The organism is Cryobacterium sp. TMT2-18-2, from assembly GCF_004402245.1.
GTDB classification, from domain to species: domain Bacteria; phylum Actinomycetota; class Actinomycetes; order Actinomycetales; family Microbacteriaceae; genus Cryobacterium; species Cryobacterium sandaracinum.
Genome location: NZ_SOFU01000008.1, coordinates 11678 through 33861, shown reverse-complemented (window position 1 = coordinate 33861; position 22184 = coordinate 11678). Strand labels below are relative to the sequence as shown.

Below are 22184 nucleotides of genomic sequence, written 5' to 3'. Positions count from 1 at the left end.
AGTCGTCAAGCCGGTACGCGGCATCAGAATCGTCTCCTGAAGCGCGAAATCATGGGAACCGAGCCTGCTGCGAACAGTCCGGCGAGTAGTCCAGCGGGAACCGCAGCAGAGACCGGGCCGATGGCAGGGTCGTCGGGGGTCGGCTTGCCGACGAGCGGGCCTGCCGCTGAGCCTGTCGCCGCGGGATCGGCTGCGACACCGGTGACGGGCGCCGCGGCGGCCGCAACGGCGGTCGCCGCGCTGGCTGCCGCCGGACGGGAGTAGGTGGCCGTCGCGCCGCTGGAGGCCGCCGCAGGGATCGATGGGGAGACAGGCTTCGTAATCGGGCTGATGCCGTCCTTGATCGCCGTCGCCGCCAGCAGGGCTTGGGCGATCCAGGCTTGTGGCATCGGCGCGTAGCCCGCCGGGAGCTGCCCCAGGGCCGTGCCGGGGACCTGGCCCCGCGATGCGGCGTAGGTGATCAGGTTCGCGTACTTGGCACGGAGGGCCGCGTCGGTCTGCAGTGGATTCAGGGCCGCGTAGACCGGCATCGTCAGCGGGTAGGCAGTGGGCGCCGCCATCGCCTGCGCCGACTGTGGATCGTACTCGAGCACCTTCGACTGTGTGGGCGTGGGTGTCATTGCGCTGGCCGCCGCGAGCATCGACCCCGACGTCGGCGCGACGAATTCCCCGGCAGAGTTCCTCAGTGACGCCGTCACATTCTGAAAGCGAGCTGCGGACGCCGTCGTGGTGAGACCGAGCACTGCCTGATCGCCCGCGAGACTGCGCACGGCCTTCTGGTACTTACGCGGGGTGGCATTGAGATCCCACTCGCCCAGCGCCTGCCCGTCGCCGCGCAGTGTCAAGTAGGCACCGGTTTCCCAATCAGAGGCGTAGGGCCGCCACGTAACAAGGTTCACAGGACCCGGAGCGGTGGAAGCGGTATCGGGGACAGTCTCGACCGGGTCGGCCTTGGGTAAGCTGTCTTTGGGGAGGGTCAGCCCCGTGCCGGTCGGGTTCACCGCGGTGCTGGTGGAGTAGTACGGGTTCACGATCATGCCCGACTCGTCGGGGGTGCCGTTCAAGAAGGCGACCGCCTCGGTATCCGCTAATACGTAGTGCCACAGTTGTGTGGCCAGATCGGAGCGGCCGGAGGGCGCGAGCACATCGGAGAGCGAGATGCTATTCAGGTCCTGGTAGGCCCACTCCGGGTCGTTGATCTTGAGGAACTCCGGGTCACGCGTGATGTTGGCCGCATTCTTTCCCTGCTCGGCGTAGCTCGTGTAGTTCACGTGGGTGAGGTCGGCGCCCGGCGGCAGGGAACCGATGTAGGACGCGGTGAGAAGTTTCGCCAGCAGTCGCGGCGTGAGATTCACCGTCTTGAAAGCCTGGGTCTCGGCGTCGATGTAGGCCTGCGGAACATCCCCGGATGGCCTGACACGTCTGTCGATCGCAAAACTCACCGTGATACCGGCGATGCCGACCGGGGCGTATTGCAGGGGGTCCGCGGCGGTGGTGCTGTAGGGCCTAGACGTGAAGGCAAGTGGTCCCGGGACCTTCTGTGCAGCCGAGGCGAGGGAATCGGCCTCACTGCCGGTCGACAGCACGAAGGCCGAACCGTTCGTGCCGGCGCACAACTCGGGCTGCCAGGAGGAGATCGCACCGGCGATGAGCTCACTGCCGCTCAGCTGCGCTTCGGAGCTGCCGATCTCACAACGGATGCCGACGGTCTTGAAATCGAGCTTGACGGCGACGCTGTGCTGCCATGCATCCCAGAACAGGCCGGGGCGGATGATCTGGGTCACTCCAGAGTCACCGGTGCCTCGGGGGATGATCACGAGCCAGCAGGACTGGCCCGTCGTCGGCTGCCCGGTGACGATGACCGGTTGGCCGCAGCCGAGGCCCGGTGATTGCATCGACGTCTGCATCTCGAACTTCGCTGACCCGGTGCCGGTGTCATCGGACCCGGCCCACTTGATCTCATTCGAGGTGAACGGGGTGTAGAACTGGTTCGACGCCAGGTCGACGCCGACGATGCCGCTCGGCAGGGTAACGCCATCGGCGGTCGCGTCACCGCGGGCGGTCTGTACCTTGCCTGCTGTGTCGGTGATGTAGTGGGTCGGCACGGAGGAACCGGTGTTCTTGAAGACCGCCGAAATGGACTCGCCGCTGGCCGCCCTGAAAGGGATAGCCGTGAACGGGCCCGCGGAAGCGCCGTAGTTCGGGGTGGTGTACTGCTCATCCTCTGCCGCGATGTTCGGGGCCAGACCCTTGGCGGCCTCGACCGCTTCAGGATCTTCGGGGTCGACGTTGGGTACGACCCCAGAGTCGCGCCCCGCGTTTGCGAAAGCGCCGTACTGGCAGGTCGTGCGGTCGGGATGCCCGGGATGCAACGGGTCCTCGCCCCAGCACTGCGCGATCTGCAGGAAATTCTCACCGCCCACGTTGCCCTGCGGCCGGGTGGACTTCTTATTGCCTGCACCGGTCCAACTGACGAGCACACCCTCAGATGTGAGGTCCGTCGTCTTCGACACCGTCACCGCGAGGTCGGGAAACGGTGACCCGGTGGGCGTGATCGCGCTCGCCGCGGTGACCGTGACGGCGCTCGAGGTGTCGGCGGACGCCGGCGACGGGGCTAGCGCGCCGAGAACCGATACCCCGATCCCCACGACTAAACCGACGACGATTCCGCTGGCACCCGCACGGACCCAGATCGACTCCGTGGCAACGGTACGGCGCGTCATTTCAAGCCCGCTTTCGCGGCCAGCGGCTTCAGCCGCCGCCAGAGCACCGGCGGCAGCACAGCCGACCCGATCAGGAGGATTCCGGCGAAGAGCATAATGCCCTGCTGGGCTCCCCAGCCGGTGTCGGGGAGGGTGAACGGCGAGGCCACCGCGTTGCCCACAACCCCGGAACCGGTGCCTCCGGCCGAGACCAGGGCACCGTTCTCGTCGTAGACCGCGGCCACGGCATCCGTTGGGCCGGCCGCCACGCCACCCCCAGCAGCACCCGCAGCGGCATCGGCCGCCGCGGCACCGCCCGCGGCGGTGCCGCCGGTGCCCGTACCGGAGGTCGGAGTATCGCCCGGCGCGCCGGCGGTGCCGGTCGTGCACTGGCTGGTGCCGACTTTGTCACACTCGGCGGGCTGCGCGGCCGTCACGGCCAGCTGGTTACTCGAGGGCGAATCGCCGGGCTTGAACGTCGGGTTGTTGCACTTGTTGATGTCCACGCCGGAGACATCCGCGCCGGGCACCCGCTTGATCTGGTCGAACCCGGCCAGCACGAGGTTCATCGGCAGCGGCGAGTACCCGAGAGCCTCCGCCTGCTGCTGCCCCTCGCAGAGCATGTAGTTTGCGAAGGCCCCCAGGGTGAGGCCCTTCTTCTCCGTGAAGACACCGCCGACCGCGGTCGGAACGATCATGTAGGAGTAGCTCGACAACGGGTAGCTGCGCGCGTCGGCGTTGTTGTAGACGCCGTCGAGGATCTGGGTGAGGTAGTCGGGGCTGGTGACGGGGACATCCGTCTTGATCTGCGCCTGGAGCAAGGCCACCGCGACCGAGTCGGCGGTGGGTTCCACGTAATAGCCGGCCGCATTGAGCACCTTGGCCACCGGGAATCCGGCTTCGAGGGCGTAGGAGTACTCGACGTAGGTGATCGCGCCTTCGCCGTAGTCCTGGCTCACATAACCGGCCACGCCGGAGGAGCCGCTCTGTGCCTTGGCGTTGCCGTAAGTCGGGTACTGGGAGGTGAGACCGCAGGAGGTGCGGCCGACCTTGGCGCAGAAGGCGCTCCACAGGTCAGGGTGCTGCTTGGACATCCAGAGGGTGAACTGGGCGGTCGACCCGGAGCCGTCGGAGCGAACGACCGGCACGATGCCCTTGTCGGGCATCGCCAGGCCGGGGTTGTCGGTCTGGATCGCCGGGTCGTTCCACTTGGTGATGACGCCCGTGAAGATCTTGGTGATCACCTCACCGCTGAGGCGCAGGTTGGAGACCCGCACCCCGCCGATCTTGAGGTTGTACATGAACGAGGAGCCGCCGGCCACAATCGGCATGTACGCGTAGCCGCGGGACGGCACCTCGGGGGCCGAGTTGTCCTCCGGCCGGGTCTGGAACGGGATCTCGCTGACGGCGAAGTCGACGTTGCCAGCGACGAAGTCACGCCGGCCGGCCGACGAGCCGACGCCCGAGTAGTTGACGGTCATGCCATAGTTCGAGGCCACGTTCTTGCGCCACTGGTCGAGGGCGTTCTGCGACCAGGTCGAGCCGGTGCCGGTGATCGGGTCGTAGCTCACGGCCTGGGCAGGCACGGTGCCGAGCACGCTGACCAGCACGACGGTAAGGGCGAACAGGGCGCGGATTGCACGAATCCGCCGGGGCTGGCGCGTCACGAGGACGTCTCCTTCGGGTTGGGGTCTGACGGTGGGGCGGATGGCGTAGGCGCGGATGGCGGTGGCCGGTGGTCGTCCTGCGCGGCCGAGGCGTCGAGCAGGACTCGGCGGTCGCCCTGAAGGGTGATGCGCTGAAGGTCGCGAGCGGATGCCGCGACGACCCGCTCCTGCTGCCGGCGGCCCAGCTGGCCGGGACCCTTACCCCCGATCAGGCGGGCGATCGCGAAGAGTGCGAGCACCAACAGGATCAACACGGCAGCGGAGCCGAAGCCGCGGGCGATCATGTTCGGCTCCGGGGACTTGACGAAGTCGAAGACCTGCAGCGGCAGGGAAATCATCGGACCCTCGAACGGGTTCCAGTTGACGACGGCGGTCACCCCGGATGTGAGCAGCACCGGACTGGTCTCGCCGATTCCGCGAGCCGTGCCGAGGATCACGGCCGTGGCCAGACCGGGCCGGGCCGTCGGCAGAACGACGTGCCACACCGTGCGCCACCGGGTCGACCCGAGGGCGTAGGCGGCCTCGCGCAGGTTGCCGGGCACAAGCCGCAGCACGATGTCGGAGGCCCGGATGACGATGGGCAGCATCATGACGGTGATGGCCATCGCCGCAGCGAAGCCCGAGCGCTGATGGGTGATCAACACGATGATCGCGGAATAGACGAAGAGTCCGGCGACGATGGAGGGCAGGGCCGTCATCGCATCCGAAATCGTGCGCACGAAGCGGGCGAACTTGCCGCCGACCTCGTTGAGGAAGAGCGCCGTCAGGATTCCGAGCGGGATCGTGATGGCGAGGGCCATCGAGATCTGCATCAGCGTGCCCAGGATCGCGTGCACGATTCCACCGACCTCGAGGCCGTCCAGCGGGCCGGCGAGCTCCATGCTCTGCGTGAAGAAGTTCAGGTGCGGCAGGGCCTCCTGGCCGCGCACCAGCGTAAACGCCACCACGAAGACCAGCGCGCCGAACAGCACCACCCCGGCACTGGCGAGCAACACCCCCATCACCCGGTCCTTGACCTCCTGCCAGTCGCTGGCGAAGCTCACGAGCAGGGCGTAGAAGCCGATGAAGGCGATGAAGGCCACGAGCAGCCAGCCGACGCCGCCGGAGAGCGGACTGAACCAACCGAACAGCAGCACAGCGACGGCGATGCCTGCGGAGGCGGCGCCGAGCACATTGAACCGGTCGTCGAGGCGGGCGCCGCGCACCCGGCGTCGCGGGCCGATCGGGGCGCCCCCGGGGGACGGGATCGTGGTGGTGTGCGCCGGGGCCGTCGGTGTCGGTTCGGGGGTGACCGTTCCGGTGGGTTCGAGGAGGATCGTCATCAGTCGCTCTCTGCCCCGGATCGGGACCGTGCCACGATCGACGAGGCCGTGAAGTTGATCACGAGGGTGATCAGGAACAGGACAAGCCCGGCTGCCATCAGCGCGGAGAGGCCGAACGAGCTGGACTCGCCGTAGCGGAGGGCGATGAGTGCGGAGACGGAGTTGGTGCCGGTCTTCAGCACCTCCCAGTTGATTGTGAAGATCGGGGAAATGATCATGTAGACGGCGATGGTCTCACCGAGGGCTCGGCCGAGGCCGAGCATGGTGCCGCCGATGATGCCGCCGCGACCGAAGGGCAGCACGACCGCACGGATCATGCCCCACCGCGTCGACCCGAGGGCGAACGCGGCCTCGCGTTCGCCGATCGGAGCCTGGGAGAAGGCCTCGCGCATCACCGAGGTCTGGGTGGGCACCACCATGAGGCCCACCACGATGCCGGCGATGAACGCCGAGGAGGTGAAGGCGCTCGCCTCGGTCAGGGTCTGGCCGGTGATGTCCTCGACCCGGAAGAACGGGATCCAGCCGAAGTAGGTGGAGATCCAGGTGGCGACCGGGATCACGTTGGCCTGCAGGAAGAAGACACCCCAGAGGCCAAAGACCACACTTGGCACGGCGGCCATCAGGTCGACGAGCGTGACGAGCGTGGAGCGCATCCGGCCCTGGGCGACCTCGGAGATGAGCAGGGCCGTGCCGAGGGCGAGCGGCACGGCGACGCACATCGCGATCACCGCGATCGTGATGGTGCCGAACAAGACGGATGCGATGCCGAATTTCTGCGACTCCGGCGACCAGTCCTGCTCGACCAGAAAACTGAATCCGGCGACGCCGAGGGCCTCCGAGGCACGCAACGACAGGAACACGCCCACGGCGAGCATGATCGCCACGGTGATGCAGCCGGCGAAGAAGGCCACCGAACGGAACACCGAGTCCGAGACCGAGGGACGTGCTGTGAGTAAGCGGCGCGGGGACGAGTCCGGGTTCGCCGGATCGACCGTTGGCGGCTCGACCGCAGGCGCGTCGAAGAGGGTCGAAAACGACATGGGTGTCCTTGCACATTCGGGTGTGGGGAGCGGAACGAACGCGGCGGTAGCACGTCCGAGACATATGTTTGGGGCGCTGGGTTAACACTGAGCGTCGATTTGTCCAGCTAGAGATGGACGCGGAGTGGAGAGTTGACCGGGCGTGATCGCCGCCGCCGCGGCGTCGGCTCAGCGGGAGGCTGACGTGGCCGCGGGCGCCGGGGTCGCGCCCGGGTCCGGGGCGTTCGTCGGCGCGTGCGTCGGCGTCTGCGATGTGGACGTCGGGGCGGGAGTCGGAGGTACCTCAGGCACGGGAAAGGCCGCGCTCGCCACGATCAATGTAACGGTTGTCCCCAGACGCCACACCGTTTGTGCCGCCGGAAGGCTTGCGAGCACCGTGCCCGGCGGCACCGTAGAGTCCGCACGGGACTCAGTCAGCACGACGAAACCGGCCTCCTCGAAGGCGACAGCAGCCGCGGCCTGGGTGAGTCCCCGCACCGTCGGGATCGCGTTCGATCCGGAGGCGATGACGAGGTCGACCGTGCGGCCTGGATCGATGCGGGTTCCCTCGGCCGGGAGGCTCGCCAGGACGGTGTCGGCCGGCAGGGCCGAGGCCTGCGTCTCGACGGCGCCGACCTCCAGTCCGGCCTCGGCGAGCGCTGCTCGGGCTGCAGCGAGGGTCAAGGAGGTGAGCTCGGGCATCCGAACTCTCTGAATCAGGATGTCCGTTGAAATGCCGTCGGTCGCGGGCACCGGGCTCGGCGTCGGCGGCGACGTGGGGAGACTGCTCGCGACGGCGATCGACGCCGGCTCGGACCCGCCCGCGGCCACGACCCAGCCGACGGCGATGCCCCCGACGACCAGCAGGGCCAGAAGCCAGAGCCCGCTGCCGCTCCGGGTGCGGCCGCTGCGCGCCCAGTCGGGACCCGGTAAGTCGCCGGCCGGGGCCTCGGATCCCGGTGCGACGGATCCCGGTTCGTCGGATGCCGGTGCGGCGGTCTGCCCGAATACCCGGGTGCGCTCATCTCCCGCCGCTCGGCCCCGCCCGGCCGGGCCGACAACGCCGGAGGCTATCAGGATTCCGATACCGCCCGCCATCTCGGCGGCAGACTGGAATCGGCTCGCGGGATCCTTCATCAGCGCTTTGACTACGATCCGGTCGACGGCGCGAGGAATACCGGAACGCAGGACCGAGGGCACCGGCGGGGGCGCCAGCACGTGAGCCCGCATCACGGCAGCAGCCGAATCTCGCGAGAACGGCGGCTTCCCGGTGAGCACGAAGTGAAGTACGCCACCGAGCTGGTAGAGGTCGCCTCGTTCGTCGACGACGCCGCCGCGGGCCTGCTCCGGCGACATGTAGTACACACTGCCCAGGACGCCCGGGGCGACGGCTTCGATTGACAGACCCGGAGCCTTTTGATCCTCCCGGGCCTGCGGCGCGGGTGCGCTGCGCAGGACGTCGGTTCCGAGGACCGGCCTGCCGGCGGCATCCGCCAGACCGAAATCGAGCAACCGAACATCCCCGATCAAGAATCCTCCCCCGTCGTCGGTGTCGACCATGATGTTCGCCGGGGACACATCCCGGTGGATCAGTCCACGAGCATGTGAGGCCTCGAGCGCTCGCAACACGGCCGAGGCGATGGTGAGCGCCTGGCCCGGCTCGAGGGCACCGTTCCGCTCGATGTGCTCCGCGAGGGTGATGCCGGGCACGAGTTCGAGGGCAATCCAGGCCTGCGGTTCCTCTCCCGTGTCGTGCACGCCGATGCCGAGCACCTGTGCGATGTTCGGGTGCCGCAGGCCGGCCGCCGCCGTGGCCTCGGCGAGGAACGCCCGCCGGGAGTGGTCGGACCGCGACAGGTGCGGGTGCAGGATCTTGAGTGCGACCGCCCGGTGGGCGCCGACGTCACCGTCCGAAAACGTGGCGGTGTCGACGGCGGCGAAAACGGATGCCGACCCACCGGTACCGAGAAGATCGCCGAGCCGGTACCTGCCGGAGATCAGGCCGTCTCCAGCCGGGGTCTTGTCCGTCACGAAACTCCTCAACCTGCCAGATCGGCGTAGGAATCGGCCGTCGCGGCGACCGCGTTCACGTAGGAATCGACGTGGTTGTAGGCGAACACGGCGGCGCGCCAGCGATCGGGCCGGGACAGCTCGCCATAGTGGCAGAGGTAACGGCCGGCAGCGAGGGCGGCATCGTCGATTTGTTGCGGGTCGTCGACGCCGTCGCCGTTCCCATCGGCACCCCACCGCTGCCAGGTCGCGGGGATGAACTGCAGTGGCCCGACCGCACGGTCCCCTTCGGTGCTGCCGTCCCAGGCCCCACGGTCGGTGTCGCCCATCGCGTCGAAGGCATTGCCGTCGAGTGCCGGGCCGAAAATGCCCGGGCGGGCGGCGCCATCGGCTCCGAGCTCCGAACCGTTGTGGGTGCCGTGCTCGGATTCGATGTTGCCGAGGGCTGCCAGGGTAGTCCAGCCGAGGCGGCAGCTCGGCCGCTCGGCCGCCAGGGCCAGGGACGCCCCCGCATAGCCAAGCAGGGCGCGCACGGGGATGCCGGCCGCTTGGGAGACGCGGACGGCCCAGGCAGGGTCGGCGAGCGCCGCATTGCCATCAATCGGAGGCGCAGCCGTCGGCAGGGCAAGCGTGGCGGGCGCTGGTTCGGCCGCGGGCAGCGATCGGGCAAGCTCTGGCGGCACGGTGGTGATGACCGCCGCCGCGGCCGGTGCGACACTGGCCCGCACGCCCTCGGGTGCCTGGAAACCGGGTACCAGCCAGCCGAAGACCAGCCAGCCGAGTACGGAGAGGCCGGCGACCGTGGCGATCATGGTGGTTCCGCGGTGCTTGCGCACGGTCACCAGGACAGTGCCCGTTCCTCGTCGGAGAGGACCCGGTTGCCGCGCTGCCCGGCCTCCGTGGCGTGACGGGCGTCCGCACCGACGAGCGCGCTGTGGAAAGCCTCAATGGTTCCAGCCGAGGCCTCACGGCTGGTCGACGCCGCGCCATACCAGCGCCCTGCAGTCATCACGACTACATCACCGACGCTGATCACCCACCCGTGTGTGCCGGCCCTGGGACCCGTGACAACCGTGGCAACCATCGAATCGCACTGGCCTTTGAGTTCGAGGACGTGGGTTCGCGCGCTGGAGAACGTTGCGTAGACGGAGGAGCTACGGCCGAGCTCGCGCCGGTTCGAGGCGAGCAGTCGCCAGATGCCGGAGTGCCGCGGCGCTCCCGTGAGCAAGGGACCGGCGCGGTGCCCGTCCCGCACGGCGACCGCCCTAACGGGAGTGGCGACATTCTGCACACTTTCACGGAAAGCCACCCATCCGTGCAATCGGGGGTCGGCGGCGGATTCAAACGCCGAGAAGACGATGCTCGGGCTCGGCGACAAGATGACTCCCTGGGCAAGGATGATGCAGCGAAGGGGCCACTGTGACGTGTAAGCGGCTCGGATAGGCCGACCCCGCGTGTACTTTCCAGCCCACGAATGTCCGGTCCGGGAGCATCACCTGAACCGGAGGTGAACGAGGGATGGCCGGCGCTGTAAGAACGCGCGAAAGATGTCCCACACTCGGGGGTCGTCCTACCGGCGGAATGCCTTCCGGGCCAGCCAGTTTCCGAGGAACTGCACCAGCTGTACGAGCACGATGATCAGCAGCACGGCCGCCCAGGTCACCACAGGATTGAACTGGCGGTAGCCGTAGAGCAGCGCGAAGTTTCCGAGCCCGCCGCCGCCGACGTAGCCGGCGACCGCCGACATGTCCACGAGCGCCACGAAGATGAAGGTGTAGCCGAGGATGAGCGGGCCGAGCGCCTCGGGCAGCAGCACGGTGAAGATGATCCGGATCGGCCCGGCCCCCACGCTGCGGGCCGCCTCGATCACGCCCGGCGTCACGGTGAGCAGGTTCTGCTCCACGATCCGTCCCATGGCGAAGGATGCCGCGAGAGAGATCGTGAAGATGATCGCCGCGTTTCCGATGCCGGTTCCCACCACGACCCGCGCCAGCGGCTGGGCGGCGGCCAGGAAGATGATGAACGGGATCGGCCGCACGATGTTCACCAGCAGGTTCAGCACCACGAAGACCCCGCGGTTCTCGAGGATGCTGCCGGCGCGGGTCAGATACAGGCCGAGGCCCACGAGCAGGCCGCCAATCCCGCCGAAGAAGAGCGTGAGACCGACGATGTAGAGGGTCTCCCCCGCGGCGATCCAGAGTTCGGGCAACAGGTCGATCAGACTGTCCATCTCAGCGCACCTCGGTCACGGTCGTGAGGGTTCGCACCCGGTCGAGCGCGGCGTCGATGGCGGCGTCGGCCGCGGCATCCGTCGCCCCCGGCGTGGCCAGTGCCAGCGTCAGGTGCCCGAACGACCGGCCCTGGATCTCGTTGATACCGCCGTAGACGACCTCGAAGGTGACGCCGGCGGAGACGAACTCGCCGAACACGCGGGCCTGATCGACGCTGCTGTCGCGGAACGCCAGCGTGACGAGGCGACCCGGGTGACGCCGCCGCAGCACGGCGAGTTCCGACGAAGAAGGGAGACCCTTGACCACGGTCGAGACGAACCGGGCGGAGGCCGCCTGCTGCGGGTTCGAGAACACGTCGAATACGTCGCCGCGCTCGATCACCCGGCCCTGGTCCATCACGGCGACCTTCGTCGCCAGGGTCTGGATGACATCCATCTCGTGCGTGATCACGATGATGGTGACCCCGAATTCCTTATTCACCCGCCCGAGCAGGTCCAGAACCTCGGAGGTGGTCTCCGGGTCGAGGGCGCTGGTGGCCTCGTCGGCGAGCAGGATGTCCGGCTGGCTGGCTAAGGCCCGCGCGATGCCCACGCGCTGCTTCTGGCCGCCGGAGAGCTGGTCGGGATAGGCGCCCGCCTTGTCGCCGAGCCCGACGAAGTCGAGCATCTCGGCAACCCGGGCCCGGCGCTTCTCCTTCGTTTGGCCGGCCACCTCGAGCGGATAGGCGACGTTCGCCGCGACGGAGCGTGACCCCAGAAGGTTGAACTGCTGGAAGATCATCCCGATGCCCAGCCGCACCGGGCGCAGCTCCCGCTCGGGCAGGCGGGCGATGTCGGTGCCGTTGATCAGGATCTCGCCCGACGTCGACCGTTCGAGGGCGTTCACAAGCCGCACCAGGGTGCTCTTGCCTGCCCCCGAATAACCGATGATGCCGTAGACGTCCCCGGCGTCGATCGTGAGGCTGACCTTGTCGATGGCGACGACCTCGGCCCCGCCCCGGGTCGTGGGCAGGTACACCTTACTCACGTCACGCAGTTCGACAACGGGGGTGGGGGCGGGCATGGGACGTCCTTACTGACTGGCGTGGCGCCGGGCTGGGCGGCTGTGCTGGGCTGAGGTCGGACAGCGCTACTTCTGGGCTGCGGTGTCCTTCTCGACCGTGGCAAGGGACGACTCGAGGTCGGCGACCGGAGTCTGGACCATCACGGCGGACCCGGCGGACACGTCGAGCACGCCGTCCTGAACGGCCTTCGTTGTCTGGTAGATCTCGACCAGCTTCTGGTACGTGGGGTTGTCCTTGTCCTCGGCGCGGGCCGCGAAAACGTTCACGTACGGCAACGCGTTGGGGTCGGTGGGGTCGTCCTGGGCGAGGGCGTCATCGACCTTTAGGCCGGCCTTCTCGACGAAGTCGTTGTTGATGATCGCAGCGGCAACGTCAGGAAGAGATGTGGCGGTGAGCGACGCCTCGAGCGCGGTCACGGTGACCTTGGACTTCTTGGTGTCGATGTCGTCGAGGGTCGAGTAGATGCTGCCGCCGTCGCTCAGCGTGATCAGCTTCGCGGACTGCAGCACGAGCAGCGCGCGGGCCAGGTTGCTCGCGTCGTTCGGCACCGCGACGGTGTCGCCCTTTTTGATCTCATTGACGTCGTCGTACTGGGTGGAGTACAGGGCGAGCGGGTAGATCGCGGTGGCGCCGACCGGCGTCAGGTCGTCCTTGCTGGCCACGTTGTATTCGGCGAGGTAGACGATGTGCTGGAACTGGTTCAGGTCGAGTTCGCCCGCGGAGAGGGCCGGGTTCGGCTGCCCGAATTCGGCGAAGTCGACGATGTCGACCGTGATGCCGGCATCCGCCGCGGCCTCCTCGTAGACGGCCCAGTAGGGGTCGCTCGCACCGACGACGCCGATCTTAACGGTCTCGTCGGCGGCCGCGCCGGAGCAACCGGCGAGCAGTGCGGCGAGCGGTACGACCGCGAGGGCGGCGAGCAGTTTCTTCTTCACGATGGGGTTCCCTTTGTCAGCTGTGGTGCCGTCTGGTCGGCGGCGGATGCCGGCGCGTTTTTCGGGCACAGAAGAACCACGGGTCGAGAAGGGGTGGGAGTCTGTGCCGCTGCATCGCGAGGCACGTCCCAAGGCTATCGGCAGATGCTGCGCCGCGTGCGCTCCTCCGTCACACGCGGTCACAGCATCTGCGAAACTAACCCTCGATCAGCTCAGAGAGTTCGATCCAGCGGGTTTCGAAGCCCGCGATGGCGGACTCCAGCGTCTGTAGTTCGGTGCTGAGCACGCCAAGGCCGTCGAAGTCGGACTGGTCGTGCACGGCGAGGCTCTCGTGCAGGGCCGCGACCCGCGCATTCTGCTTGGCGACCTTGCGATCGATGGAGGCGAGTTCCTTCTGCGCGTTGCGGAGGTCGGCGCCGCCGATGGCGAGCTTACGCGACGCCTTCCCGCCGGAGGTGTTCGCCGCGTTCGCCTCGGCGGGCTTGTCGATGCCGCTCGTCTGCTTCCTGCGCATCTCGAGGTACTGGTCCACACCGCCGGGAAGGTGGCGGAAGCCGCCCTCGGTGACCGCGTACTGGTTGTCGGTGACGCGCTCGATCAGGTACCGGTCGTGCGAGACGACGAGCAGGGTGCCGGGGAAGGAGTCGAGCAGGTCTTCCATGGCCGCGAGCATGTCGGTGTCCAGGTCGTTGGTGGGCTCGTCGAGGATCAGCACGTTCGGCTCGTCGAGCACGATCAGAAGCAGCTGCAGGCGCCGCTTCTGGCCACCGGAGAGGTCCTTGACCTGGGTGGTCAGCTGGGCGCTCATGAAGCCCATGCGCTCGAGCATCTGGCCGGGCGTGATCTCCTTGCCGCCGGCCATGTACGACGTCTTCTGGCGGCCGATAACCTCGCTGACGCGGTCGTTCTGGATGCCGTCGAGCTCGAACAGCTGCTGGGTGAGCACGGCGACCTTGATGGTCTTGCCACGCTTGACCGTGCCCGTAGTGGGCATCAGCGTGCCGGCCACCAGGTTCAACAGCGTGCTCTTGCCGGCGCCGTTGACGCCCATGATGCCGGTGCGCTCGCCCGGTGCGATGCGCCAGGTGATGTCGTTCAGCACGGTCTTCTCGCCGAACTTCACTCCGATGTCGATCAGGTCGACGACATCCTTGCCGAGTCGCTGCATGGCCATCGACTGCATCGACACGGTGTCGCGGGGCGGCGGCTCGTTCTCGATCAGCTCGTTGGCGGCGTCGATGCGGAACTTGGGCTTCGCGGTGCGGGCGGGGGCACCGCGCCGCAGCCAGGCCAGTTCCTTCTTCATCAGGTTCTGGCGCTTGCCCTCCATCACGCTGCTCATCCGGTCGCGTTCGACGCGCTGCAGGATGTAGGCGGCGTAGCCTCCCTCGAAGGGTTCGATCAGGCGGTCGTGCACCTCCCAGGTCATGTTGCAGACCTCGTCGAGGAACCACCGGTCGTGGGTGACGACCACCAGCCCGCCGGAGTTCGTGGCCCAGCGGGTCTTCAGGTGACCGGCCAGCCAGGAGATGCCCTCCACGTCGAGGTGGTTGGTGGGTTCGTCGAGGAAGATGACGTCGTGGTCACCGATCAGCACGGCGGCCAGAGCCACCCGGCGGCGCTGGCCACCGGAGAGGTCATCGACGAGGGCGTCCCAGGGAATGTCCCGCACGAGTCCCGCAATCACGTCGCGCACCTTGGCGTCGCCCGCCCAGACGTGTTCGTCGATGCCGCCGACGATGGTGTGGCCCACGGTCTGGCCCGAAGCGAGGTCGTCGGACTGGTCGAGCATGCCGATGGTGACGCCGCGCCGGCGCGTGACGCGGCCCGCGTCGGGTTCCATCCGGCCGGCGAGCAGGCGCATCAGGGTGGACTTGCCGTCGCCGTTGCGGCCGACGACGCCGATCCGGTCGCCTTCGTTGAGACCGGCGGTGACGCTGTCAAAAATGACGCGAGTGGGAAATTCAAGGTGCAGGGACTCGGCCCCGAGCAAATGTGCCATAGCCTTCAAGTTTAGCTGGCGCGGCTGAGAGCCCCGCGCGCACCGGTTTCGCACCCGGTGGCCTGACTGTTGCCGAATCGGACATCTGTTGCCGACACACCGGCAACAGATGTCCGATCGGGCCACAGTTGCGGCAAAAAAAGGGGAGCTAGTCGTGGATGATCCGGGCCCCGTGCACCGGACCGGTGGCGCGTACCACGCGCAGGCGGGACGCGCTCAGGGCGACCTGGAGTTCGAGGGCGCTGTCGGCATCCGCGACCAGGAAAGCCACAGTCGGGCCGGAGCCGGAGAGCAGGCCGGCCAGGGCGCCGTTCGCCTCACCCAACTCGAGCACCTTGCCCAGGCCGGGGGCCAGGTGCAGCGCGGGAGCCTGCAGGTCGTTGTGCAGGGCCTCGGCCAGCATCCGCGGGTCGCCGGCCCGAAGCGCCTGGAGCACGTTGGTGTCGACGGAGGGCTGGATCTGGGCAGGGAAGATGTCCTGGGCGTGGCGTTCGCGGTGGCGGTCGAGCTCGTTGTAGACGCCGGGGGTCGAGAGGCCGAAGTCGGCGAGGGCGAGCACCCAGTGGAACTGCCCCTTGGCCAGGGCTGGGCTGAGCTGGTCGCCGCGCCCGGTGCCGATGGCGGTGCCGCCGGTGAAGGCGAACGGGACGTCAGCGCCGAGGGTCGCGGCGATCTCGATGAGGTCGTCGCGGGTGGCGTCGGTTCCCCAGAGGGTGTCGCACGCGAGGAGGGTGGCCGCGGCATCCGCCGACCCGCCACCCATGCCGCCGGCGATGGGCACGTTCTTCTCGATCGAGAGGCGCACTCCCCCGCGATAGCCGGCCTTACGGGCCAGGGCGCGCGCGGCCTTGATGGCGAGGTTGCTGCCGTCGACGGCGAGACCCGAGGCGTCTATGGGACCGGTGAACACGACCGAGAAGTCGTCGGCCGGCCAAGCGCGCACGTCTTCGAACAGTGACACGGCCTGGTAAGCGGTGGCCACCTCGTGGTACCCGTCTTCGAGGACCGCACCGACCTTGAGGAACACGTTGATCTTTCCGGGCGCCCGCGCATGCACCACGGGGGAAGGGGCCGGGTTGGTCATGTGACTAACCTAGCCCAGCCGCACAGTCGCGACTGCCCCGCGGCGGCACGCGTCAGTGTGCGGCGAGCTGGGCGCGGGCGATCGCCAGGAAGTCCTCGACCGTGAGCTGCTCGCCGCGCTCGGTAGGGTCGATTCCGGCGCGCGTCATGATCTCGGTGGCACTCGATGGGTCACCGAGAACGGCGGACAACGACTGGCGCAGCATTTTGCGGCGCTGCTGGAACGCGGCATCGACGAGGGCGAAGGTGGCGCGGCGCAATTCCTCGGATTCAAGCGGCCGGGCGCGCCGTTCGAAGGCGATCAGGATCGAATCGACGCCGGGAACCGGCCAGAACACCTGGCGGCTGACCTTGCCGGCGGTGCGGAATGCCCCGTACCAGGCGGCCTTGACGCTCGGGCTGCCGTAGACCTTGTTGCCGGATGGCGCCGCGAGGCGCTCCCCCACCTCGGCCTGGACCATGACCACTCCGGCCCGGATGGAGGAGAAGTGCTCCAGCAGATAGAGCAGCACCGGCACCGACACGTTGTAGGGCAGGTTCGCCACGAGGCGGCTCGGGTCGCCGGGCAGTTCGGTGATCTTGAGCGCGTCGTTGCGGATGACGGTGAGCGGCGCTCCGGGATGCATCAGCTCGACCGTCAGCGGCAGCTGCTCGGCGAGCCGGTCATCGATCTCCACGGCCACGACGGTCGCGCCGGTCTCGAGCAGCCCCAGCGTGAGGGATCCCAGCCCGGGGCCCACCTCCAGCACGGTGTCGCCGGGTGAGACGGTTGCGACCTTGACGATGCGTCGCACGGTGTTGCCGTCGATGACGAAGTTCTGGCCGAGCTTCTTGGTGGGGTTGACGCCCAGCATCTCGGCCAGGTCGCGGATCTCGGCGGGGCCGAGGAGGGACCGTGCGCTGGGAGCGGCGGCTGGAGCCGCAGCGGGTGCAGCCGCGGGGTCCGCGGGCTCGGCATCCGTTTCGAGAGCGGATGCCGACTCCGGCACGGCGGCCGGCGCGGCGTGCCGGCCGCCGGTCACTTCGTCGCTGACGGGTCGGGTGCCGGCCTCGGGTTCGTCTCCGGGAGCGTAGCCGTGGCGGGGCGGGGTCATGCGAGGCCTCCGAACGGGCTCGTGTCGGGCTTTGGCTCGGTGACCGTCACCGGTTCGGCGTCCCACCGTCCGTAGACGAGTTCGGTGTTGGACGAAATCTGGGTGGCGAGAATGGTGGCCTCCGTTTCGAGGTGGTCGGCCATGGCGCGCAGGGTGTGCGGCAGCAGGTACGGCGCGTTCGGGCGGCCGCGGAAGGGTGCGGGGGTGAGGAACGGGGCATCCGTCTCGACCAGCAGCAGAGCGCGCGGCACCGCGGCCAGGGCCTCCCGCAGATTCCGGGCGTTCTTGAAGGTCACGGTTCCCGCGAACGAGAGGTACCAGCCGTTGTCGGCGAGGATGCGGGCCATCTCGGCGTCGCCGGAGAAGCAGTGGAAGACGGTGCGATCGGGCGCACCGACCCGCAGCAGGGTCTCGATCACCGCGGCGTGGGCGTCGCGGTCGTGGATCTGCAGCGCGAGGCCGTTCTGCTTGGCGATGTCGATGTGCGCCTCGAAGGAGCGGAGCTGGCTGGCGTGTCCTTCGGGGCCGGTGCGGAAGAAGTCCAGGCCGGTCTCCCCGATGGCGACGACGCGCGGGCGCGTCGCCAGTTCGGCGATCTCGGCCAGGGCGTCGTCGAGGGTGCCGGCGGCCTCGTAGACGGGGGCCTCGTTGGGGTGGATGGCGACGGCCGCGAGCATGCGCGGCTCCCGGGCAGCCATCGCGGCCGACCAGCGCGAGGTCTTCAGGTCGCCGCCGACCTGGATGACGCCGCGCACGCCGACGCTGGACGCGCGGTCGAGTTGCTCGGCCACGCTCAGCGACTGCTCGCCGTCGGCGATCTCCAAGTGGGTGTGGTTGTCGTAGACCGGAACGACGAGCGGGTCGGGCCGCGGCGGGTAGCTCAGGTCCCGGCCGGCGCCTTTTTCGCGCTGGCGCACGGGGCCGGCTTCGGGCTCGGGCTCGGGCTCGGGCTCGGGCTCGGGCTCGTTAGCCAACCGTGGCCTCGATGCGAGGGAACAGCGCCTCGAGCGGGGAGACCCGCGGGCCGCCGGTCCACTCCCAGGCCCGGTCGATGCGCTGGTCGGTGACCAGTCCGAAGCCGCCGAGGGCGGTCCAGAGCTTCGCCGTGGCCTGCGGTACGACCGGCGAGAGCAGCACGGCGAGCGTGCCCAGTCCGCGCACGGCGGTGACCAGCACGGCTTCGAGTCGGTCCCGGTTGGCCGGGTCCTTCGCGAGCGACCACGGCTCCTGGGCGGTGATGTAGCCGTTGAGCTCGTCGACCAGTTCCCAAATCGCGGCGATGGCGTCGTGGATGGCGAGGTGTCCGATGGACAGCGTGGCGGCATCCGTCACCCTCTTCTCGGTGCCGCGAATGAGCTCGTCGGCTTCGCTGAAGTCGACGGCGGTGGGGATCTCGCCGTCGCAGTAGCGCACGACCATGGCGATCACGCGGGAGGCGAGGTTGCCGAAGCCGTTGGCCAGCTCGGACTGGTACCGGGCGGACAGGTCTTCCCAGGAGAAAGAGCCGTCCTGGCCGAAGCTGATCGCGCGCATGAAGTAGTAGCGGAAGGCGTCGGAGCCGAACGTATCCGTGATCTGGCTTGGGGCGATACCGGTGAGCTTGGACTTGCTCATCTTCTCGCCGCCCACGAGCAACCAGCCGTGGCCGAAGACCTGGCGAGGCACCTCGATGCCCGCGGCGAGGAGCATTGCAGGCCAGATGACGGCGTGAAAACGCAAAATATCTTTGCCCACGACGTGCGTCGCCGGCCAGAGGCGGCTGAACTTTTCGTCGTCGTGGCCGTAGCCGGCGGCGGTGATGTAGTTGAGCAGGGCGTCGAACCAGACATAGACGACGTGGCTGTCGTCCCAAGGCACCTTGATGCCCCAGTCGAAACTGGAGCGGGAGATCGACAGGTCGCTGAGGCCCTGCTTGACGAAGGATATGACCTCGTTGCGCGCCGACGCGGGCTGTACGAAGTTCGGGTTCTCCTCGTACAGGGCGAGGAGCTGGTCGGCGAACGTGCTCATCCGAAAGAAGTAGTTCTTCTCGTGCAGCAGCTCGCAGGGGATGGAGTGGATGGCGCAGACCTGCTGCCCGGCGTACTCGCCGACCCCATCGATGAGGTCGCTCGGCTGCTTGTACTCCTCGCAGCCGACGCAGTAGAAGCCCTCGTACTCGCCGGTGTAGATGTGGCCGGAGTCGTAGAGGTGCTGCAGGAACTTCTGCGCGTTCACTTCGTGGCGCACATCGGTGGTACGGATGAAGTCGTCGTTGCGGATGTCGACCGTCTTCAGCAGCGGCTTCCAGGCGGTTTCGACCAGACGGTCGGCCCACTCCTTCGGCGTGACGCCGTTGGCGGTCGCGGTGCGCAGGATCTTCTGCCCGTGCTCGTCCGTTCCGGTGAGCAGCCAGGCATCCTCGCCGGACTGCCGGTGCCAGCGTGCGAGCACGTCGGCAGCCACCTCGGTATAGGCGTGCCCGATGTGGGGGACATCATTCACGTAGAAAATGGGCGTGGTGATGTAAAAAGATGAACCGTCGGACATGCTCTTATCCTATTAGGAGCGGCGGATGCCACTGGCCGTGTTACCTTGTGCCGCGTTCGTCGCGGTGGGCGTCCTGCAGCCGCGGCGGCCAAAATCTCGGTCGAATCGGTTCGGAGCAGGGAACGTCAGGGCAGAGGCAGAGCCTGAAAGTCCGTGCGGGCCGCGGCGGGCTTGCCCGTCTTGCGCTCCAGCGCCGCCTCGTAGAGGGCGCGCTTGCCGAGCCCGGTGGCGGCGGACACGTCGGCGGCGGCATCCTTGAGACGGATGCCCGACCCCACCAGCGCGAGCACCTCGACCACCCCGGTCTCCAGATCCAGCACGCGTGCCTCCGCCCCGGCGACCACGATGGCGATCTCGCCCTTGACCCCGCCGGCGGCCCAATCAGCCAGCTCGATCGCGGTACCGCGCTTCACTTCCTCGTAGAACTTGGTCAGCTCACGGCAGACCGCGACGCGGCGCCCGGCCCCGAGCACCGCAGCCAGATCCGTCAGGGAGGCCGCCAGCCGGTTGGGCGATTCGAAAAACACCATTGTGCGCCGCTCCGCGGCCACCTCGCGGAGGGCCGAGACCCGGTCGCCGTGCTTGCGGGGCAGGAAGCCCTCGAAGGTGAACCGGTCCGTCGGCAGCCCGGACACGGCGAGCGCGGCGAGCACGGCCGACGGCCCGGGCAACACCGACACGACGACACCGGCCGCCACCGCGGCATCCACCAGGTGGAAACCCGGGTCGGAGACCGTCGGCATCCCTGCGTCGCTGAGCACCAGGATGTCGGTGTCGCGGGCGAGTTCGACGAGTTCGGCCGCCTTGCCGCGCTCGTTGTGGTCGTGCAGGCTGATCAGCCGCGGGCGGTTCTCAATGCCCAGGGCCTTGAGCAGGTGCACGGTGACCCGGGTGTCCTCGGCGGCGATAATCGTCATCGTGCCGAGCGCCTCGATCAGACGCGTTGACGCGTCGCCCAGGTTTCCGATCGGGGTGGCAGCCAGGAGGATCATGATCCCAGTCTCGCAGCCCCGGCTCACTACGATGGTCACGTGTTCCTGACAAGCCGCGTTTTCCATTGGGCCGGGCCGCTGGCGGTGACCCTGCTCGCGGCGGTGCTGCGACTCTGGAATCTCGGCGTGCCGCGCTCGCTGGTGTTCGACGAAACCTTCTATGTGAAAGACGCGTGGACTCTCAACAACCTCGGCTATGAGTCGACCTGGCCCGAGGGGGCGGACGCCCTCTTCGCCGCCGGGCAGACCGATGTCTTCCTGTCCGACCCGTCGTTCGTGGTGCATCCGCCGCTCGGCAAGTGGCTGATCGCACTGGGTATGGCCCTCGTCGGCCCCGAACACAGCTGGGGCTGGCGGATCGCCACCGCCCTGATCGGTGTGCTGGCGGTCGTGCTGCTGATGTTGATCGCGAAGAAGCTGTTCGGGTCGACCGTGCTGGCCGTGATCGCCGGGTTCCTTTTCGCCATCGACGGCAACGCCATCGTGATGTCGCGCGTGGCCCTGCTGGACAACTCCGTGATGTTCTTCGCACTTCTCGGGTTCGGCGCTGTGCTGCTCGACCGGGACCGGCACGCCATCAGGCTGTCTGCTCTCCTGGTCCAGGCGCGTGAGGCCGGGCGGCAGCCGGGCTGGGGTCCGACCCTGTGGCGGCGGCCCTGGCTGCTCGCGGCCGGCCTTGCCTTCGGGCTCGCCTGCAGCGTCAAGTGGTCGGGCATCTACTTCCTCGCCGCCTTCGGCGTCTACCTTGTTCTCGTCGACGCCCTCGCCCGGCGCCGTGCCGGGCTTCCGTTCTGGTTCAGCGCCGCCGTACTCAAGCAGGCGCCGGCGACCTTCCTGCTGATCGTGCCGGTAGCCGTCGCCACCTACCTGGCCTCCTGGACCGGCTGGTTCGTCACCCGGGGAGGCTACTACCGCGACTGGGCCACTACGCCGGAGGCCGCGTGGACCGGCGCCCTCGCCTGGATTCCCGACTCGGTGCAAAGCTTCTGGCACTACCAGGTGGCGGCTTACACCTATCACGTGGGGCTCTCCACGCCGCATCCGTATCAGGCGAACCCGTTGACCTGGCTGTTCATGGTGCGCCCGACCAGCATGTACTACCGCGGATCGGCGCTGGGCGAGAACGGATGCGACGTCGCCACCTGCTCCGAGGCGATTACCGGAATCGCGAACCCGCTGATCTGGTGGGCGGCCACGGCCGCGACCTTCTACCTGGTGTACCGGCTGGCGCGCTACCGCGAGTGGCAGGTCGGCCTGATCCTGATGGGGCTGGTCGCCGGCTACCTGCCGTGGCTGATGTATCTGAACCGCACGGTGTTCCAGTTCTACACGATCGCGTTCGAGCCCTATCTGCTCCTCGGCCTCACCTTCGTGCTCGGTCTCCTCCTCCCCCGGGCACGCTGGGTCGTGCTGGGCTTCCTGGTGGCGGCCGCGCTCCTCAGCGCGTATTTCTACCCGCTCTGGACGGGCATCCAGACCCCGTTTACGTTCTGGCAACTGCACATCTGGCTTCCCAGCTGGCGCTGATTTGCACG

At 68.2% G+C, this 22184-nt stretch carries 17 protein-coding genes; 1 reads left to right on the top strand and 16 read right to left on the bottom strand.

Translation table 11 applies throughout. The features are described 5' to 3' along the window. Nucleotides 1–23: 23 nt before the first annotated feature. From E3O22_RS01920 to rsmI, 16 genes are all read right to left on the bottom strand, one after another. Nucleotides 24–2723 carry a hypothetical protein gene (locus E3O22_RS01920; RefSeq protein ID WP_134393834.1) on the bottom strand — a complete coding sequence of 900 codons (2700 nt, stop codon included), beginning with the start codon at nt 2721–2723 and terminating at the stop codon, nt 24–26. After that, nucleotides 2720–4369: a phosphate ABC transporter substrate-binding protein PstS gene (gene pstS, locus E3O22_RS01915; RefSeq protein WP_241976478.1), complete on the bottom strand. Its 1650-nt coding sequence runs from the start codon at nt 4367–4369 to the stop codon at nt 2720–2722. Before pstS ends, E3O22_RS01920 begins: the two co-directional genes overlap by 4 nt. Further along, nucleotides 4366–5691, bottom strand: a complete 1326-nt coding sequence (gene pstA / locus E3O22_RS01910; protein ID WP_134393835.1) for a phosphate ABC transporter permease PstA — start codon at nt 5689–5691, stop codon at nt 4366–4368. The genes pstS and pstA overlap by 4 nt, the downstream gene beginning before the upstream one ends. Further along, nucleotides 5691–6731 (bottom strand): phosphate ABC transporter permease subunit PstC, encoded by a 1041-nt coding sequence (pstC, locus tag E3O22_RS01905; protein ID WP_134393836.1) that lies wholly within the window; start codon nt 6729–6731, stop codon nt 5691–5693. The genes pstA and pstC overlap by 1 nt, the downstream gene beginning before the upstream one ends. Before the next feature lie 168 nt (nt 6732–6899). After that, entirely contained in the window at nt 6900–8741 is a 1842-nt protein-coding gene (locus E3O22_RS01900) for a PASTA domain-containing protein (RefSeq protein ID WP_166784530.1), read from the bottom strand. A gap of 8 nt (nt 8742–8749) precedes the next feature. Continuing rightward, on the bottom strand, nt 8750–9562 hold the full coding sequence (locus tag E3O22_RS01895) for a lytic transglycosylase domain-containing protein (protein WP_241976477.1): 813 nt from the start codon (nt 9560–9562) through the stop codon (nt 8750–8752). Further along, nucleotides 9559–10029 (bottom strand): hypothetical protein, encoded by a 471-nt coding sequence (locus E3O22_RS01890; RefSeq protein ID WP_134393838.1) that lies wholly within the window; start codon nt 10027–10029, stop codon nt 9559–9561. Before E3O22_RS01890 ends, E3O22_RS01895 begins: the two co-directional genes overlap by 4 nt. Before the next feature lie 261 nt (nt 10030–10290). Beyond that, entirely contained in the window at nt 10291–10950 is a 660-nt protein-coding gene (locus E3O22_RS01885) for a methionine ABC transporter permease (protein WP_134393839.1), read from the bottom strand. 1 nt (nt 10951) lies between these two features. After that, nucleotides 10952–12013 (bottom strand): methionine ABC transporter ATP-binding protein, encoded by a 1062-nt coding sequence (locus E3O22_RS01880; protein WP_134393840.1) that lies wholly within the window; start codon nt 12011–12013, stop codon nt 10952–10954. A 66-nt stretch (nt 12014–12079) separates the two neighbouring features. Further along, on the bottom strand, nt 12080–12949 hold the full coding sequence (locus E3O22_RS01875; RefSeq protein ID WP_134393841.1) for a MetQ/NlpA family ABC transporter substrate-binding protein: 870 nt from the start codon (nt 12947–12949) through the stop codon (nt 12080–12082). A 196-nt stretch (nt 12950–13145) separates the two neighbouring features. Continuing rightward, on the bottom strand, nt 13146–14951 hold the full coding sequence (locus E3O22_RS01870; protein WP_134393842.1) for an ABC-F family ATP-binding cassette domain-containing protein: 1806 nt from the start codon (nt 14949–14951) through the stop codon (nt 13146–13148). Between the two features lie 148 nt (nt 14952–15099). Next, nucleotides 15100–16035 (bottom strand): 4-(cytidine 5'-diphospho)-2-C-methyl-D-erythritol kinase, encoded by a 936-nt coding sequence (locus E3O22_RS01865; protein ID WP_134393843.1) that lies wholly within the window; start codon nt 16033–16035, stop codon nt 15100–15102. 52 nt (nt 16036–16087) lie between these two features. Then, nucleotides 16088–16888, bottom strand: coding sequence for a 16S rRNA (adenine(1518)-N(6)/adenine(1519)-N(6))-dimethyltransferase RsmA (rsmA, locus tag E3O22_RS01860; protein ID WP_241973333.1), 801 nt, complete (start codon nt 16886–16888; stop codon nt 16088–16090). 236 nt (nt 16889–17124) lie between these two features. Continuing rightward, complete coding sequence (locus tag E3O22_RS01855; RefSeq protein WP_370448396.1) at nt 17125–18102, bottom strand: TatD family hydrolase; 978 nt, start codon at nt 18100–18102, stop codon at nt 17125–17127. Beyond that, on the bottom strand, nt 18095–19657 hold the full coding sequence (gene metG, locus E3O22_RS01850; RefSeq protein ID WP_134393845.1) for a methionine--tRNA ligase: 1563 nt from the start codon (nt 19655–19657) through the stop codon (nt 18095–18097). Before metG ends, E3O22_RS01855 begins: the two co-directional genes overlap by 8 nt. Before the next feature lie 125 nt (nt 19658–19782). Beyond that, complete coding sequence (rsmI, locus tag E3O22_RS01845) at nt 19783–20649, bottom strand: 16S rRNA (cytidine(1402)-2'-O)-methyltransferase (RefSeq protein WP_134393846.1); 867 nt, start codon at nt 20647–20649, stop codon at nt 19783–19785. Between the two features lie 39 nt (nt 20650–20688). Here rsmI and E3O22_RS01840 point away from each other — a divergent pair, with 39 nt between their 5' ends. Next, nucleotides 20689–22176 (top strand): dolichyl-phosphate-mannose--protein mannosyltransferase, encoded by a 1488-nt coding sequence (locus tag E3O22_RS01840; protein WP_134393847.1) that lies wholly within the window; start codon nt 20689–20691, stop codon nt 22174–22176. The last annotated feature ends 8 nt before the right edge of the window (nt 22177–22184 follow it).

Coding starts and splice junctions, on each gene's coding strand:
- E3O22_RS01920 (WP_134393834.1), bottom strand. CDS start 2,723: ATGACGCGCCGTACCGTTGCCACGGAGTCGATCTGGGTCCGTGCGGGT.
- pstA (WP_134393835.1), bottom strand. CDS start 5,691: ATGACGATCCTCCTCGAACCCACCGGAACGGTCACCCCCGAACCGACA.
- pstC (WP_134393836.1), bottom strand. CDS start 6,731: ATGTCGTTTTCGACCCTCTTCGACGCGCCTGCGGTCGAGCCGCCAACG.
- E3O22_RS01885 (WP_134393839.1), bottom strand. CDS start 10,950: ATGGACAGTCTGATCGACCTGTTGCCCGAACTCTGGATCGCCGCGGGG.
- E3O22_RS01880 (WP_134393840.1), bottom strand. CDS start 12,013: ATGCCCGCCCCCACCCCCGTTGTCGAACTGCGTGACGTGAGTAAGGTG.
- E3O22_RS01870 (WP_134393842.1), bottom strand. CDS start 14,951: ATGGCACATTTGCTCGGGGCCGAGTCCCTGCACCTTGAATTTCCCACT.
- E3O22_RS01865 (WP_134393843.1), bottom strand. CDS start 16,035: ATGACCAACCCGGCCCCTTCCCCCGTGGTGCATGCGCGGGCGCCCGGA.
- rsmA (WP_241973333.1), bottom strand. CDS start 16,888: ATGCTGGGCGTCAACCCCACCAAGAAGCTCGGCCAGAACTTCGTCATC.
- metG (WP_134393845.1), bottom strand. CDS start 19,657: ATGTCCGACGGTTCATCTTTTTACATCACCACGCCCATTTTCTACGTG.
- rsmI (WP_134393846.1), bottom strand. CDS start 20,649: ATGATCCTCCTGGCTGCCACCCCGATCGGAAACCTGGGCGACGCGTCA.